A 15,212-nucleotide genomic window follows, 5' to 3' on the forward strand; every position below is an offset into this window, starting at 1 on the left:
CAAAATACTGGCGTTGCTTCGAGCGCAATGCCGCCTCGATCGGGTTGGGACGCCCCGCATAGCAAGCACCCCGCTCAAGAGGTCGGTCGAGGGCCAATTCAGACCCTGGGGACGGGCTCGAAATCCCGAATCATCCCGTTCGATTCGCAATACGCAAGGCGTTGTCGCAGTCCGACAACATCCATCCGCCTTACGGCGCCGCCATTCCAGATAGCGACTCGCATATCCCGCCTATTGGCGCGGTCATCCCGCTCAACGGCAACCGAAATCCAGATAATGGCAATCGAATCCCGGCTAGGGACAATCCGATCCCGGTTAACGACAAGAAATTCGCCTGATAAAAGGCCCGCGTCCCGTGTTCCTGGCTACATGCCTCCCTTTTTTGCAGCAGGGAATCGGCGTCAGGACACTGAAATCACGTGGGTTTCGTCACAGACGATGGGGGTGAAGCCTGAATTTTTGAAAACCTCCCTGATTTTCCCGTAGTCAGGGAGGGGAGTGAGGCGAGACGGGTTCGCAGGAGACTGCGTCGTCAGCCAGGCATTCCTGGAAGTTCAGACCGGACGCGGACTTTGGAATAAGGGCCGGGGTTTCGGGGCGTTTGCGTTAGGAGCGGCGGCTCAGAGACTTTCCTGAGTCGGAAATCCCGGTCTCAATGGCGTGATTCCGGCCACAGTCTCAGTCGGCGATATTCCAATGTCCGGGATTTTTCAACGGACGCCACCTGAGACGGGTTTCGCTTTGCGCGCAGACTGGTTCGCTTCGACGCCGTTCGGCTAGCGAACCCGGATGGTTCTTCCTGTGTCACCGCTCCGGGATCGAAACGCACCGGAGGCACGAGACGGTACTCGTGGGTCACAATCGGACAAGATCGTGATTGGGGATTTTAGCCGAGGCCGAGCAGTCGCTCTTGATCCGCCCAAGCATGGGGCAGAGCCTGTGTCAGGCTGGAGACTGTCACACCCGAGGGAGCAGCGCCGTCGGCGATCGCCTGAATGACTTTTGGCGACAGGAACGCCAGGACGGCCAAGCGCCGGACATGACGTTCGGCGAGACCTTCGCTCGAGGCGATCTCTTCGAATGATGCGGGCTTACCCGAGAGGATCATCTCCATCCATCCGTGTGAACGTGTAATCGCCTTGAGGAGCGCCTCTCGCGTTTCGGAATCGATCGTCCTCTGGTTCATTGGCGCATGCACAAACGAAGATCGGCCCTGATCTTTTCCCACGTTTTGCGAAGCTGTCGCGTGCGGCCGCACCAGCCTTCGCCTCTTCTCATGACAAAGTAGATCGCTTCGTCGTGATCTGACGGATCGGAAATGTCCGACGGCGCCGGCGCGGCGTCGCACCACTACAATCAAAAATCAAATAGCCGTCCGAATCCGCGCCGAATGGCGTGAAGTTTTAATCCAGAGCCGTCCTGCCGAGGCTTTGGTCAAGCAGACGCGCAGCGCAGGTGGCCAAGCCCGCGACCTCGCCTTCAATATGAGCGGTGATCTTGGCCCAGTTTGGCGCGTCCGGACCGAGGGCCGAGGTGTCGCCACACACTCGGAAAGCGCTTCTTCCTGCGCTCCGGGACGACCAGAAGGATGCGCGCATCAATCGGCGCTGCCGCCTCCTACCGCTGCATCCGCATGTTGAACGAGGTGATTGATCTCTTTGATCGCGAAAGTGTCGGTGCTCCGGTAATCATGAGGCCATGACGGTCAGGAATTTCTTTGTGCGAGGCGGATCAACCTTTAGATCGTAATACGCTCATACTCGCCCAGGCGCTCGTCGACACGGTCCGGGATTCCTCTGCTCCTGCTTAAGTCATCTCGCTGTAGCGCAGCTAGCCGGTCCTTTTTCCGTAATTTTGCGTTCACTCCCGAAGAGGTCATCGGACGTTCGGTTTACAAGATTTTAGACGGCTCGAACTGGCGTCGCACAGCCTTCACCGATTGAAAATAGGATCGGCGAGGCGTTGGCAGAAAATTGGCGGGGGAGCATCTCACAGCGCTCCTAATCGAGCAGAGCGGTCCAGAGGTGGCCATGACACGCCAAGTCGTCGCCAACGGATCATTGGAAAGCTCGGCCTTGTCCGAAACGCCAGATAGGCCCATATTTTTCGCAAGGTCGGCCGCCATTTGGGCAGTGTCGGCTTGTTGGAGACATGACAATGATCGAAACATTGATAGGACTCATCTTTCTCGTCATCGTCATCGGGGTTTTTTGGTGGGCCGCGACAACCTTGCTCCGTGTCATTCCTCTCGCGGAGCCATTTCGGACAGTTGTTAACGTGCTCGTCGTTCTGGTCGGGGTGTTCATAGTTCTTTATGTGGCGCAGATGTTCCTGGAGGCAGCCGGCATTAAAGTGCCATGGCCAAAGTTTGGCGAAGCGAAGTCAATCCACTTGGTCATTCCTACCTAAGCGATCTGTTCGTACGACATGTGCTCGCCCAGCTGCAATCGCTCGAGTGCTGGTTCACATGTCTCCTAGCCCAGGTCGTCGGGAGTTATGGCGCACCCCTCCGGAAGGCGTGCGACGAGTCGACTATCTGATACGCATCAAGGAAATTCTTCCGGGCGCCGCACTTCCGAGATCGCCTCGTCATCAACGCTTTGCTTCGTCATCTTGAGCATGGACGCGGATCGCGTCGATGAATCGCATTCCAGCGAAAGGAACTTCACGCCGCCGCCGACATTTCCCGCGCGCGCAAGCGAGCCAAGATGGATTAAACTTCAGTGCGGTTGCGCCAAAATTCACTAAACCTGCATTATCCGCGAGGGTTCGAGAGGAGAAACGATCATGTCGTCACCGTTGGCGCGCATGGCGCTCGGAGCTGTCGTAGGCGCGGCGGGCGTCGCGCTATTGGGCCCGCACATCGCGCGACGCGCACGTCCGGCCGCGAAAGCCGCGCTGAAAGCAGCGCTGGCGGCAATGCACGAGGCGCGGATACGGGGCGGCGAAATCGCCGAAGCCGCCGAAGATCTCTACGCCGAGGCAAAGGCGGAAGCGGAGGCCGAAGCCGCGGGGGGCGCGGCGCCTGTCGAAGAGCCCGCGGCCGTTCTTGAAAAAATCAATTCCCCGATGAGTCGTGATGACGCATTTTCCCATCCACCCGAGGAAACGGTCATGACAAAGCAACCGGGACTCGACGGCCGCCATCGAGACAAGAACGGCAGAATCAGCAAGAAACATGGCAATACGCTCATATCCACATTGCGTCAGACCTATGGGGCCGGATTCGCTCCGGGGCGGGCTGACGATGAGAGACTGGCAGACGTTCTGCACGACCTAGACGAGCCGTCTCTCAGTCATCTGATCCATGACGTGCAAAAGCAATCGACTTGATTCGTGTTTGATGACGGACGACCTCGACACCCATCATTGGATTGAGCAGCTGCAAATTGCTTTCGTCGCTTTTTGGCGCTGCTGAAGGAGTGTTGCTGACGTTTGTGGTCAATAATTCGCCGACATATTATTGTTACGAAATTCACCGACTTCTTTTTTTGTCCGTCGGCGTCTCCATATGATGGGCTCGACAGATATTGCCGACAAGCCAAAGCCGCCATCGCACTGAAGGAATGGACATCATGGATATTCAGACGCTGCTCCTCATTATTATTGTTGTTCTCCTGCTTGGCGGAGGCGGTTGGTACGGCCGAGGACGTTGGTTTTAGGCGTGAGGTAGGCGCCCGCCGCGGATCATGTTTGAATTTAATAACGCGCCTCCTGGCGTTATGACCGATCGTGCGGCAAGGATTAGCCGTTGGCCTGGGCGCGACCCCATCACCGGATCGCGCCCCAGCAGCGAAAAACCGAATTTAGATTTTCCAGGAACCTTCTCGATGGCCTCCAGGCGAAGCGCGACAACTCGCCCGCCTTTTTTCACCGGTTTGGCCGCGCTCGGATAGGCGCGGTTGTTGTAACCGAGATGGTTTTTGGCGTTACAGTGTGAAATTGCTTCAAAGTCCTTCCGAACGAACAGCTGAGTTGTGACCGTATCCAGTCTAGCGCCGAGGGGAGTTCGATTCGAGGTAAAGATAGCTTCGTCAACGGTTGACCTTGATGTACGCTCGTCCACCCGCCATGGCCATTAAGCGTATTATTAAAACTATTCGCGGCGAATTAATGCGCGTGACGCTGGCTTTGTCATATCAACCGGCTAATCTTGATGCTGCTTAGCCGCCCATCACCAGTGAGGATATCGCCATGAAGGGCTTTGTCGAAGACATTGAGGAACTGACCGAGGAGAACAAGGACTTCCGACGCGTTCTCTATACGGGCAAGCACCTTCAATTAGTGCTGATGGCTCTAAAACCCGGGGAGGAAATCGGAGAGGAAGTCCACTCGGACCACGACCAGTTTTTCCGGGTCGAAAAAGGCAAGGGCGAAGTTCTGATTGACGGAGTCCGTACGAAGATTAAGAGCGACGATGCGATCGTCGTGCCCGCAGGCGCGCGCCACAACGTCATAAACACGGGTGAAAAGCCTTTGAAGCTCTATACGATCTATGGCCCGCCGGATCACCGGGACGGCGTCGTCCGCGCCACTAAGGCGGAGGCCGAAGCTGGTGACGAGCACTTCGATGGCAAGACGACGGAGTAGCCGCTCAAGGTTGTGCGCGGCAAACCGATCGCCCCTTTTTGCCTGCTGCCTCGAGCATCGGCTGGGCCCCAACCTGACTGCGGCCACCGCGAACTCTCGGCAGACAGGAGCGCAAAAAATTCAGGTCAAGGATTTGATGTCGCGCGCGGACGTGTTCGTCCTTCATCGCTCTACTTTGCGTTATGGTCCACATTAAGGAAGTCGCGGAAAGCGGCAATCATTGACGGGATCAGCTTTGCCCATCCGGCATAGTCCTCTTTCACCCTTTCGGTTGCAACTTTAGCAGCGCCGTGCAGCCAATCGACCGGACGCGCGTCGAGATCATTGCGAATGGCTGGCGTTTGCTCTTCGCTGGCGGCGTGGATTGCGCCGAGGTCGAAGCCCATGGCCTCGAGCAATTGGAGGTTCAACTTAGCGCCTGCGTTGTCGCCGAGGTCAATCTTTCGGGAATCGGCCGCAATCCGCCGTAAGATGAAACCGTCATAGATATGAAGGAAGGGATCAGGCGATCGATATTTTCCCGTGGCTAGATCGATAAAAGAAGGCGGGCGCGCGTCTCCGCCGTGGGCCCACTGCCACGCGGACGGCGCCAGCGCCTTCGCCTCCCGTATGACGCTCCCGCCGCGCCAGTCCGCGACCGCCACGAAGCGTCGTCGCCCCAACCCTCCGCTGCCCTTTCTACGAGACGCGAACCTCTCGACGACGGCACCCGTGGGAAGACTCGAACGAAGAGCGCTCTTGACCTCATCCGGCGGGATAGCCGCCGGATACTTCCTGACCTCGCCCCAGAATTCTTCACGCTCTTCGTCGGTGCAGGCCACGAACGGCAGCATCCAGCCTGCATTCTCATCGAGCAGCGTTGGCCTCGGTTGGTTCAGACCCTTTCGGTACCCAGCGGCAATCGCGCTGGCGGCGTCGTGGTTGCTGAACGCCACGCCCGGAGCGAGCCGCACGCTTGTCGCAAGTCGGACAAGGTCAAGGGGATATGGAATGACCGCCGCCTCATCGAAATCATTCACGCCCCACACCAAACGACCTTCGGCGTCGCGCCACGTCCCGAAGTTTTCGACATGAGTATCACCAACGCTAAGAACGGCTGGCGCATCACTTAGATCGGAGCAAATTTTCTCAATTGTCTTCGCCCATCGGAAGAATGTGGCGCGAAGGAAGGTGAAGGCGTCCTTCTTCATCTTCTCGTGTTTATGCTCAAGGTCTGCTTCCACCACCTGGCATTGGTTACGAAGCCACGCCTCGTATGCATCGTTGTCAGCCCGAAAGGACATATCTGTTCTCCTCGCTCAATCATCGCCGAATGTCTCGCGGAGCTTGGCTCGAGGGAATGTGGCGTCGGCTCAGATCAATGTTTCGAGCTGAGAGTTCAGTTCGCGACACATCGCTCAAAGTGTCATCATTTCGCGGCGCCCATGCCCTCCCGAGCTTTTCCGCCCGCTTCGAGACGCTGGGCGGCGAGCCGGTAGGATATGTAATATTTATAGATGTTGCTGGCGTATTGAACGGGCGTGAGCCCCGACACTTTAGCCGCGCCCACCTCGACATTATTGAACCAGACGTTCGGATCGAGACCCGCCTGCTGCGCGACAGCGCGGAACTTGCGCAAGGTGCCAGGGCCGGCATTGTAGGCGGCGAAGCTCATCAACGTCCGATTCACCGGATCAATCGCAGGATCCGAAACATACGTATCGGCAAGATAGCGGAGATAGGCGACCCCGGCGTGAACGTTGCGATCTGGGTCACGATCGACCCCAGTGATTCCGATGGGTGCGCCGGCCGCGGTCGAGGGCTTGATTTGCATGAGGCCCACCGCGCCAGCCGAGCCGCGTCGGGACTGGTCGAGGTGAGATTCCTGATAGGCTTGAGCGACGATCATCAGATAGTCGAAATTGTATTGCGCGCCGTAACGGCGAAAGAGGTCGATAACAGCGGCAAATTTTCTGGCCTCGCTCTCGTCAAGAGCGTTCTTCACAATCCGCTTGTCCGAGAAATAGCGTCGCCGGACCGTGGCGCCGAAGCTGGTGATCGCGCGATGCGCCCCGATGAATGCGTTTAGCGCGGACTTGAGCTCCGGGCTGTTCTTACGAATCGCCCATGCGACCTCCCCGCCTTCGCTAACGACGAGGTCGTTGCGTGGGAGCGCTCTGGGAAAGATCTGGGACCATATTGTGGCTTTGTGATCGTCGACGACAACATAAGGTAGCAGTCCGGCGTTCACCATCTCGATCAGATCTTCATCCTCAAGGTTCTCATCAATCGGGATGCTTACAATCGGCTTCAGGCCTTTGGCCACAAATGTGTCGCTTAGCCTCGCAAGATGGTCCGCATAGCTGCTTGAAAGGCGCACGTGGATCTCGCGTCCGCTGAGGCTCTCAATCGTGTCCAGCCTCGGCGAGGTGGGGCCGGTGACGACAATCTCCTTGACGTTCTTCAACCACGGATCGACGAAGTCGACGTCGGCCAGACGCGCGGGCGTAATTGTCAAATTGGCTCCGACGGCGTCTCCTTTGCCCTCGTTCAACGCCTGTAAGAGGCGATCGCGGGCCGTGGGAAGGAAGGTGACATGGAAGCGACGCGTCTCGGATTTGTGTCGCGCATTGATCCAATCCTCGAGTGCGCGACCGAATTCCGCAATGACGCCCATCTGACGGCCGCGGTCCATGAAAAAGAGGGTCTTGCTGTAAGGAACAAGAATCCGAAGCGTCCTTCGCTTCAACATCGCAGAAAAATCGCCTGTCCAGTCGCGGGCTCTTGGAAGCGTTAATCGCTGACCGGTCACGGTTTGCGCCTGCGCAAACGAAGTCGATCCGATCGCTAAAGCGAAAAGACACAGCAACGTGACGATCCGCGTAGGCATCGACGGCCTCAGACGAATGGCGACGGTTCGAGCTTGCATCGGCGCGACGTCCGACGCCAAATGCTTGCAATATATTGTGCCGGAGTGCTCGAGCGCGAAAGTCATGTGTCGCCATTGGCGACGACAATCGAGTTTAGAGCAGCGAAAGCTTGGCCGATGCGAATTGAACGTCAGAATTCTGCATCTCTTCGCGTCAGCAAAGCGCGCCTGTTGAAGGGCGCGAGAAAATGAGCATCACGAGCGACGCGACGTGATTGAGGCTTGCAGCTAGGGCGAAAGGCTGGCGCGGCCTTATGTCTCAATCATTGCGCTACCGAGCTTTTCCGTAATCGACTATCATCACGCTATTAACAAATCGGGAGACGCAATGCGGAATACCGCGTTGCCGACCGTAATTGAGGAGACCGACCATGGGGAGCACAACCGACAAGATCAAGGGTGCGGCAAATCAGGCTGCGGGGACAGTCAAGCAAGGGGTCGGCCAAGCAGTGGGCAATCCGAACCTTGAGCTCGAAGGCGCCGTGCAGGAGCTCAAGGGCGAAGCTCAGGAGGCCGTCGGGAAGGCTAAGGACGCCGTGAAGAAGCTCGTCGACAAGGCTTAACCTGACCTCATCATGAGCGTGAAAAAGGCGGCCCTACAGGCCGCCTTTCTTATTTGGTCGTTTGACCAGCCCCTGAGGGCTGAGGGCCGGAGCGGAGCCTGTCGCGGCAAGGTGGCCGATCAACTTGGGATTGGCCATGCCAGTATGCACAGGTGTTGAAGACGGCGAAAAGGCGGCATAATCCCTCGGCTGCGGGCGTTGATATCCATCAGGGTGATGCGTGATGGCCAAGGAACCAAAAACTTCGATTAAGGATAACCCGCTGCTCCGCGCCTTATCCAGATGGGAAAACGAGGGCGGTCGAACCGATGCGGATCGGGAAAAGCGGGCTGATCTTGCCAAGGAAGAAGAAGCGCTCATTTTGCAGTGCTTGGGAGCGGCGGTCATCAGCCGCTGGAATAATCTACCGACGGAAGTCCAGCGGGAACTTTTCGCGAGCGCCGCTTCTGTCGGCGAGCCGCTCCCGACAGCGGACCTGAAAGAGCAGATCGCCCGCTTTCTTCACAGCCACAAAGATTTGTGACGGCGGGGATAGGACCCTGCGTTTCGCGAATGACCGGGCGTTTTTTTCTTCTACCGTCAGAATGCTCAAACAACCGCGCCGAATATTTCCCCGATGCCGGCCGTTATAGCCATCGCCAAGGCGCCCCAGAATGTCACTCGGGCTGTGGCGCGCAAAACATTCGCCCCGCCTGCTCTCGCGCCAATGGCGCCAAGAAGAGCGAGAAAACACAAAGACGCGCCGGAAACGATGGGAACAAGATCGCCAGCAGGCGATACCAGAACCATGAGTAAGGGCATGGCGGCGCCGACAGAAAATGCTGCAGCCGATGTCAGTGCGGCTTGCACAGGACGCGCCGTGGTGATTTTCGAAATCCCCAGTTCATCGCGCGCGTGAGCGGTCAGGGCGTCTTTCGCCATCAACTGTTGGGCGACCTGCCGCGCAAGAGCCGGATCGACGCCGCGCTGGACGTAAATTTCGGCAAGCTCGTCAAGTTCGGCCTTGGCGCTCTCGGTCAGTTCGCTGCGTTCCCGAGCGAGATCCGCCCTTTCGGTATCGGATTGCGAACTAACGGACACATATTCGCCAGCGGCCATCGACATGGCGCCAGCCACCAGTCCCGCGACGCCAGCGATAAAGACGCCGCCCTCAGTCGTATGGGCTGCGGCCACGCCGAGGATCAAGCTCGCAGTTGAAACAATGCCGTCATTGGCGCCGAGCACTGCGGCTCTTAGCCACCCGATACGCCCGACCAGATGGTTTTCCGGGTGCAGTCGCAGACGACTCATCCGAAGTTCCGATTCTCAGATTAAATCCGCCCAAGCAACATGAGAACGACAAGAACGATCAGGATGAGGCCGATCACGCCGACGCCGCCATGCCCGTACCCATAGCCGTAGCCGCCAAAACGTCCACTAAAACCGCCGAGCAAAACGATGATGAGGAGGATGATGAGCAATGTTGAGAGTGACATTAAGCAATCTCCGTCGCAGGGAATTTCACTTTTAAGCTTATCACGGCCGCTTCGCCGGTCCACATCCTATATCTTTTCAAGACATTCAAATTGAAAGGAGCGGCAACGCGCCGAATAATGACCCCTTTCGAAAGTCAGCAATGGTCGGGTTCATGATGGGGATCTCGCATGGAGCTGTATCTCGCGGTCGTAGAAGCGCTTGTCAACATTGCGGCGCGCGGCGTGGATGATGGTCGAGCCTGGCGCTTCCTCGCAGAGCAGCTCCATCAGCCGCATCTGACTGAGGTCGTCGAGCGCTGAGGTGGGCTCGTCCATGATGATGATGTCTGGCGGCCTCAGCAGCGTGCGCGCGAAGCCGAGCTGTTGCTGTTCGCCGTCGGATAGCACATCGGACCAGCTCTGCTCCTCGTCCAGGCGCGGTACGAGATGAGCCAAGCCGCAGGCGACGAGGATTCTTGCCGCGCGCGCGGGGTCGGGCGGCGTGTCGCCACGTGGATAGTCGAGCGCCTCGCGCAGCGTGCCTCGCGGCATATACGGCTGCTGCGGCATGAAAGCGATGCGCGCATCCTTCGGACGCAGAATGCGGCCGCTTCCCCACGGCCACAACCCCGCCATGGCGCGGATCAGCGTGCTCTTGCCGGCGCCAGGATCTCCCTTCACGAGAACCTTCTCGCCGCGTCCGATCGTCGCATCGGTGTCCGCGAGCATCAACGCGCCGTCATGCTGGGCGATGGAAAGCCCGCAAAGATGCAATGCGTCGTCGTCGCTGAAGGCGAGATCAATCGTCTTCTCCTCGGCTCCGATCGCGAGCTCGTCGAGGTCATCGAAGAAGAGGTCAAGGGCGGCGACGCGCCGAGCCGAGGCAAACCAGTCCGCGAGGCGCAGCGAATTGTCGGCGAGCCAATTGAGCGCCAATTGCACCTGTATGAAGGCGGCGGCCGCCTGCATGAGATCGCCGAGCGACATTTCGCCGGCGAGATATTTCGGCGCGCCCAGCATGAGCGGTATGGCGGGCGCGAGCACGTTATTGCCGCTCGACAGGAAGAGCATGCGCGCCTGTCGTCCAATCACCGCAACCCAGCGCAGCGCAACCTGACTGAATCTCGCATAATGCCGCTCCCGCTCGGCGTCGTCGCCGCCGATAAGCGCGATTGTTTCGGCGTTTTCGCGAGTGTGCGAAAGTTCAAAACGAAAGTCGGCCTCTGCGGCCGCCTTCGCCTCGACGCGCGCGACGAGTGGGCGACCCAAAAGAAGCATGCCGAAGGACGTCGCGGCGGAATAGCTGACGACCGCGATCACAAGATAGCCCGGGATCGTCACGCCCCCAATCGTCAGCGAGCCGCCGATGAACCACAGCACGCTGACGAACGAGACCGCCATGAGCAGAGCATTCGTGACGCCCGTCGCAAAGTCGACGAAGAGCTCGATAGCGATCCGCCCGTCCTCGGCAATGCGCGCTTCCGGATTGTCGACGAGCCGAAGGACGCTGAGCTGATAAAAGCGGCGGCGCTCCATCCAGCGCCGCACGAGCGTCTGAGTCAGCCATTCCCGCCAGCGCAACTGAAAACGCATGCGCATCTGCAGCAGCGCGACGCTTGTCAACGCAGAGGCGAAGGCCAGCGCCAGCATCAGGCCGATGCTGAGAAAGATCAGCCGCTGGTCCTTATTCTGCAGGGCGTCGAAGAAAAACTTGTTCCATCGGTTGACCGCGATGGCCGGGACGAGATTGAGCAGCAGGCAGGCAAAGAGCCCTGCCACGAACAGTTTCGCTTTGCGGCGCGTCGGGCCGGTCCAGAAGCCAAAGGAGAGGTTCGTAAAGTGGCGCAGGAGCCGCGCATCGACCGCGGTTGGAACAATGCCGTTATTCATATTCGTTCTTAAAGCTCAACTTGGGATGACCGGCAAGGCGGCATAGATGGCCCTGCATCTTGGCGCGATCGGCGCCCTCATGTGAGACTATCGCTGTCTGGCTGCGAACTCTTATGTGATCGTCTTTCTCATGTCATTTTGATGGACGCCGTCTGGCTCCGCGTGAAGCAAGGCCGAGAGGCAGACTAGCGACGTTCGCCTACAACGATCGCAGATAGGACCGTGAGTGACCTGGGACGCGAACGAAACTCCCTACTGGAGCCATGATGCTTCCGACCTGGCCGCAGCTTTGGAGTCGGGTCCAGACGGGCTGTCGTCCGATCGCGCCGCTGCGCGGCTCTTAAGCGTCGGTCCCAACAGCGTCGAGGATGCGCCGCGCCTGAGCGCGCTTCGCCTCCTTCTGCGTCAGTTCCAAAGCCCGCTCGTCCTCATCCTGGCGTTCGCCGCCGCAATCTCGCTGGCGCTTCAGCAATGGGTGGACGCCGCCATCATCCTGGCGATCGTCCTGGGCAGTTCGCTCCTCAGCTTCTTTCAGGAATATCGGGCGTCCACCGCGGTCGAGGAACTGAAGAAGCGCCTGGCGCTGACGTGCCGCGTGGTGCGGGATGGGGTGGAGCAGACAGCGCCGGTCAGCGCGATCGTGCCCGGCGACCACATCCTTCTCTCGGCGGGCAATCTAATCCCAGCTGATGGGCTCGTGATCGAGGCGCAGGATTTCCTCGTCAGCGAGGCGAGCATGACCGGCGAGTCGTTTCCGGTCGAGAAGCGGGCCGGGATAGTTCGCCCCGACGCGCCAATCACTGAACGGACCAATGCCGTCTTTCTCGGCGCTTCGGTGCGCAGCGGCACGGCGAAGGTCCTTGCCGTGAGCACCGGCCGCCGGACCGAGTTCGGCGCTATTGCGGCGCGGCTGGGGGCGCGCCAACCCGAGACCGACTTCGCCCGCGGCGTGCGGCAGTTCGGTTATCTCCTCGTTCGCGTGATGATTGTCATCGTTCTCTTCGTGCTGACTGTGAACTTGTTGCTCCACCGCCCGGTGATCGAGTCCCTGCTGTTCGCCGTGGCGCTCGCGGTCGGTCTGTCGCCTGAGCTCTTGCCGGCGATCATCAGCGTGACCCTTTCGGCCGGCGCGCGGGCCATGAGCAAGCGCGGCGTCATCGTCCGCCGGCTCGACGCCATCGAGAACCTCGGCAGCATGGATATCCTATGCACCGACAAGACGGGCACATTGACCGAAGGCGCCATTGTTCTGCGCGACGTTCTCGACGCCGGAAGCCAGCCTTCGGATGAGGTGCGACGGCTCGCCTTTCTCAACGCCGCCTTCGAGACCGGCATCGAAAACCCGCTCGATGAAGCGATCGTGACTGCGGGCAAGGACATTGGGCTAACGACCCGTGGCGCCGCCAAGATCGACGAAATCCCCTACGACTTCATGCGTCGCCGACTCACCATCGTCGTGGCGGAGGATGGAGCGCCGTCACAGCGCCTGTTCATCACCAAGGGGGCGTTTTCGAACGTGCTCGACATATGCACATCCTTGGACCGCGATGGCGTCGAGGTTCCGGCGAACGCCGAGCGGCGCGCGGAACTCGAGAATGTCTTCAAGGCCAAGAGCGCTGAAGGCTTCCGTGTTCTGGCCGTTGCAACCCGCAAGGTTCCAGTGAAGGCGGACTACGACCGCGACGACGAACGGGAGATGACCTTTCGTGGCTTCCTTGTCTTTTACGACCCGCCCAAGGCGGACGCGCGGCGCACGATCGACGATCTCAATCGGCTAGGCATCCGCATCAAGGTGATCAGCGGCGACAACCGCTATGTGACGGCGCATCTGGCGAAGGCTGTGGGACTCGATGCAACGTCGATGCTCACGGGCGAAAAGCTCGTAAAACTCAAGGACGAGGCTTTGTGGCATCTCGCGCCACGGACAGACCTCTTTGTCGAGATCGATCCCCAGCAGAAGGAGCGGATCGTCCGCGCCCTGCAGCGGATGGGTCACTCGGTCGGATATCTCGGCGACGGCGTCAATGATGCGCCGGCCCTGCATGCGGCCGATGTTGGCATCTCGGTCGAGACGGCGGTGGACGTCGCCCGCGAAAGCGCCGACATCATCCTGCTCGACCGCGACCTGGACGTGTTGCGCTCTGGTGTGGAGGATGGTCGGCGGACCTTCGCCAACACGCTAAAATACATCTCGATCACCACCAGCGCGAATTTCGGGAACATGGTCAGCATGGCGCTGGCGGCGCCGCTGCTGCCGTTCCTGCCGCTCGCCGCCAAGCAGATTCTGCTGAATAACTTCCTCTCCGACGTGCCGTCGATCGCGATATCCAGCGACAATGTCGACGCAGACCGGGTCTCACATCCGCAGCGCTGGAGCATCAGCGAGATCCAGAAGTTCATGATTGTCTTCGGCCTGATCAGTTCGGCCTTTGATATGTTGACCTTCGCGGTGCTGCTCCTGGTTTTCCACGCCGGCGAGGCGACGTTCCAGACCGCATGGTTTATGATTTCGCTGCTGACCGAACTCGCGGTCGTCCTCGTCCTGCGAACCCATAAGCCGGCTTTTCGAAGCAGCCCGAGTCAGTTGCTGTTGTGGTCAACGCTTGCGGTAGCGGCCGCGACCTTCGCCATCCCCTTCCTCGGGGCGCTGAGTTCGGTGTTCGGCTTCGTGCCGCTCTCGGCGATGGAGATAAGCGCCGTCGTCGCTATCGTCCTCGGCTATATCGTGGCGACGGAAGTGGGCAAGATATGGTTTTTCAGGTCCATCAATACTGCAGGTCTTTCGAAGCCGATCAGAGCTCGAAAGACCAAGGCGTCTGAGCCCAGACCGCATCCTCTTGGGCCTTTCATAAGCGCGCTCGTCGCTACGGCGTTGGTCGTGGCGGGAGCCCTCGTCTTAACGGGAACGCTCATCTTGATCGGAACGCTTGTCCAACTGGGCCTTCAGCCGCATGAAGCGTTAAAGCCGGTCTTCTGGCCAAGCAAATAACGTAGGTCGACCGGAAAGCGCCCGCCACCATCGCCATATTTGCGGCGACGCAATCGCTCGGCTGCCTCTAACCTTCAGAAAAAGACGCCATGAGTAGCTTATCGTCTCAAATACGCGCTCCGGCACTTACGGAACGTTTCGCTCGCTTGTTGCGCACACTCATCGTCGGCGTGGCGCTCGTCGTTGGCGCCGCCGCCTTGCCGTCGGTCAGCGCCGCTCGGGATATGGTGGCCTTTTCGTCATCCGTCGAGCCGGGCACGATTGTCATCGACGCGCGCCGCCGCAAACTTTTTTTCGTTGAGGATGAAGGCGTCGCAATTCGCTATCCGATCGCCGTGCCCAAGAGCAGCGAGGAATGGTCCGGCTCCGCCACGATTATCGGTAAATACGTCAATCCCGACTGGGCTCCGCCATGGATTGTAAAACGCGACCATCCGGAATTGCCGGACCTCATTCGCGGCGGTGCGCCGAACAATCCCATGGGCGCTCGCGCTCTTACCCTCAGCCGCTTCCAGGTGGCGATTCACGGGACGACCAAAAGGATGCGCGCGTCGATCGGCTCCGCCGTCTCCTACGGCTGCATCCGCATGTTGAATGAGGATGTGATTGATCTGTTCGATCGCGTAAGCGTCGGTACGCCTGTTATCATGAGGCCATGACGGTCACGATCTTAGTTGTCCGCGGGCGGCCGATTTTTAACGTGTTATGCAGACCATAAGAGTTTTGGACGCTTCGACTGTCGGCATTGGCCGCGTTTCTCGACCACCGGGCACGGCGACATGACTCGGAGCGTTGGAATTGCTATATTCCTAGCGTAG

14 protein-coding genes and 1 pseudogene are annotated in these 15,212 nt (G+C 59.2%); 8 read left to right on the plus strand and 7 right to left on the minus strand.

Annotated elements, in window-relative coordinates; genetic code table 11:
- Positions 1-886: 886 nt before the first annotated feature.
- Positions 887-1,186: a hypothetical protein gene (locus A3OO_RS0105995; protein ID WP_018406932.1), complete on the minus strand. Its 300-nt coding sequence runs from the start codon at positions 1,184-1,186 to the stop codon at positions 887-889.
- 387 nt (positions 1,187-1,573) lie between these two features.
- On the opposite strand from A3OO_RS0105995, the pseudogene A3OO_RS24210 reads away from it, so the two are divergent.
- From A3OO_RS24210 to A3OO_RS21220, 3 genes and pseudogenes are all read left to right on the plus strand, one after another.
- A pseudogene (locus A3OO_RS24210) lies at positions 1,574-1,702 on the plus strand (L,D-transpeptidase); the annotation flags it as partial.
- Positions 1,703-2,157: 455 nt separating this feature from the next.
- Positions 2,158-2,409, plus strand: a complete 252-nt coding sequence (locus A3OO_RS0106005) for a hypothetical protein (protein ID WP_245257115.1) — start codon at positions 2,158-2,160, stop codon at positions 2,407-2,409.
- 705 nt (positions 2,410-3,114) lie between these two features.
- On the plus strand, positions 3,115-3,333 hold the full coding sequence (locus A3OO_RS21220) for a hypothetical protein (RefSeq protein ID WP_040573664.1): 219 nt from the start codon (positions 3,115-3,117) through the stop codon (positions 3,331-3,333).
- Positions 3,334-3,658: 325 nt separating this feature from the next.
- Here A3OO_RS21220 and A3OO_RS23510 read toward each other — a convergent pair whose 3' ends face one another.
- Positions 3,659-4,066, minus strand: a complete 408-nt coding sequence (locus A3OO_RS23510) for a hypothetical protein (RefSeq protein ID WP_156824767.1) — start codon at positions 4,064-4,066, stop codon at positions 3,659-3,661.
- A gap of 128 nt (positions 4,067-4,194) precedes the next feature.
- Here A3OO_RS23510 and A3OO_RS0106025 point away from each other — a divergent pair, with 128 nt between their 5' ends.
- Entirely contained in the window at positions 4,195-4,590 is a 396-nt protein-coding gene (locus tag A3OO_RS0106025; protein WP_018406937.1) for a cupin domain-containing protein, read from the plus strand.
- A gap of 170 nt (positions 4,591-4,760) precedes the next feature.
- On the opposite strand, the gene A3OO_RS0106030 is transcribed toward A3OO_RS0106025, so the two are convergent.
- Entirely contained in the window at positions 4,761-5,873 is a 1,113-nt protein-coding gene (locus A3OO_RS0106030; RefSeq protein WP_018406938.1) for a DUF2252 family protein, read from the minus strand.
- A 125-nt stretch (positions 5,874-5,998) separates the two neighbouring features.
- Positions 5,999-7,321, minus strand: a complete 1,323-nt coding sequence (locus A3OO_RS0106035) for an MltF family protein (protein WP_245257116.1) — start codon at positions 7,319-7,321, stop codon at positions 5,999-6,001.
- Positions 7,322-7,869: 548 nt separating this feature from the next.
- On the opposite strand from A3OO_RS0106035, the gene A3OO_RS0106040 reads away from it, so the two are divergent.
- A complete protein-coding gene (locus A3OO_RS0106040) occupies positions 7,870-8,061 on the plus strand; it encodes a CsbD family protein (RefSeq protein WP_018406940.1) in 192 nt (63 codons plus the stop codon).
- Positions 8,062-8,284: 223 nt separating this feature from the next.
- Positions 8,285-8,584, plus strand: a complete 300-nt coding sequence (locus tag A3OO_RS21225; RefSeq protein ID WP_018406941.1) for a hypothetical protein — start codon at positions 8,285-8,287, stop codon at positions 8,582-8,584.
- A gap of 65 nt (positions 8,585-8,649) precedes the next feature.
- On the opposite strand, the gene A3OO_RS0106050 is transcribed toward A3OO_RS21225, so the two are convergent.
- The 3 genes from A3OO_RS0106050 to A3OO_RS0106060 form a co-directional block, all read right to left on the minus strand.
- Positions 8,650-9,351 carry a VIT1/CCC1 transporter family protein gene (locus tag A3OO_RS0106050; protein ID WP_026222731.1) on the minus strand — a complete coding sequence of 234 codons (702 nt, stop codon included), beginning with the start codon at positions 9,349-9,351 and terminating at the stop codon, positions 8,650-8,652.
- Positions 9,352-9,371: 20 nt separating this feature from the next.
- On the minus strand, positions 9,372-9,536 hold the full coding sequence (locus A3OO_RS22880; protein ID WP_083909734.1) for a DUF3309 family protein: 165 nt from the start codon (positions 9,534-9,536) through the stop codon (positions 9,372-9,374).
- A 150-nt stretch (positions 9,537-9,686) separates the two neighbouring features.
- Entirely contained in the window at positions 9,687-11,405 is a 1,719-nt protein-coding gene (locus A3OO_RS0106060; RefSeq protein WP_018406944.1) for an ABC transporter ATP-binding protein/permease, read from the minus strand.
- Positions 11,406-11,631: 226 nt separating this feature from the next.
- Here A3OO_RS0106060 and mgtA point away from each other — a divergent pair, with 226 nt between their 5' ends.
- Positions 11,632-14,394 (plus strand): magnesium-translocating P-type ATPase, encoded by a 2,763-nt coding sequence (mgtA, locus tag A3OO_RS0106065; protein WP_018406945.1) that lies wholly within the window; start codon positions 11,632-11,634, stop codon positions 14,392-14,394.
- 146 nt (positions 14,395-14,540) lie between these two features.
- Entirely contained in the window at positions 14,541-15,053 is a 513-nt protein-coding gene (locus A3OO_RS0106070; RefSeq protein WP_018406946.1) for a L,D-transpeptidase, read from the plus strand.
- Positions 15,054-15,212: the final 159 nt, after the last annotated feature.

Source organism: Methylocystis rosea SV97 (assembly GCF_000372845.1).
Taxonomy (GTDB): Bacteria; Pseudomonadota; Alphaproteobacteria; order Rhizobiales; family Beijerinckiaceae; genus Methylocystis; species Methylocystis rosea.

What these genes read in the sequence shown, in the direction of transcription:
- A3OO_RS0106025 (WP_018406937.1), top strand. Translation starts at nt 4,195, where the DNA reads ATGAAGGGCTTTGTCGAAGACATTGAGGAACTGACCGAGGAGAACAAG.
- A3OO_RS0106030 (WP_018406938.1), bottom strand. Translation starts at nt 5,873, where the DNA reads ATGTCCTTTCGGGCTGACAACGATGCATACGAGGCGTGGCTTCGTAAC.
- A3OO_RS22880 (WP_083909734.1), bottom strand. Translation starts at nt 9,536, where the DNA reads ATGTCACTCTCAACATTGCTCATCATCCTCCTCATCATCGTTTTGCTC.
- A3OO_RS21225 (WP_018406941.1), top strand. Translation starts at nt 8,285, where the DNA reads ATGGCCAAGGAACCAAAAACTTCGATTAAGGATAACCCGCTGCTCCGC.
- A3OO_RS0106035 (WP_245257116.1), bottom strand. Translation starts at nt 7,321, where the DNA reads ATGTTGAAGCGAAGGACGCTTCGGATTCTTGTTCCTTACAGCAAGACC.
- A3OO_RS0106050 (WP_026222731.1), bottom strand. Translation starts at nt 9,351, where the DNA reads ATGAGTCGTCTGCGACTGCACCCGGAAAACCATCTGGTCGGGCGTATC.
- A3OO_RS0106040 (WP_018406940.1), top strand. Translation starts at nt 7,870, where the DNA reads ATGGGGAGCACAACCGACAAGATCAAGGGTGCGGCAAATCAGGCTGCG.
- A3OO_RS0106060 (WP_018406944.1), bottom strand. Translation starts at nt 11,405, where the DNA reads ATGAATAACGGCATTGTTCCAACCGCGGTCGATGCGCGGCTCCTGCGC.
- A3OO_RS0105995 (WP_018406932.1), bottom strand. Translation starts at nt 1,186, where the DNA reads ATGAACCAGAGGACGATCGATTCCGAAACGCGAGAGGCGCTCCTCAAG.
- A3OO_RS0106005 (WP_245257115.1), top strand. Translation starts at nt 2,158, where the DNA reads ATGATCGAAACATTGATAGGACTCATCTTTCTCGTCATCGTCATCGGG.
- A3OO_RS21220 (WP_040573664.1), top strand. Translation starts at nt 3,115, where the DNA reads ATGACAAAGCAACCGGGACTCGACGGCCGCCATCGAGACAAGAACGGC.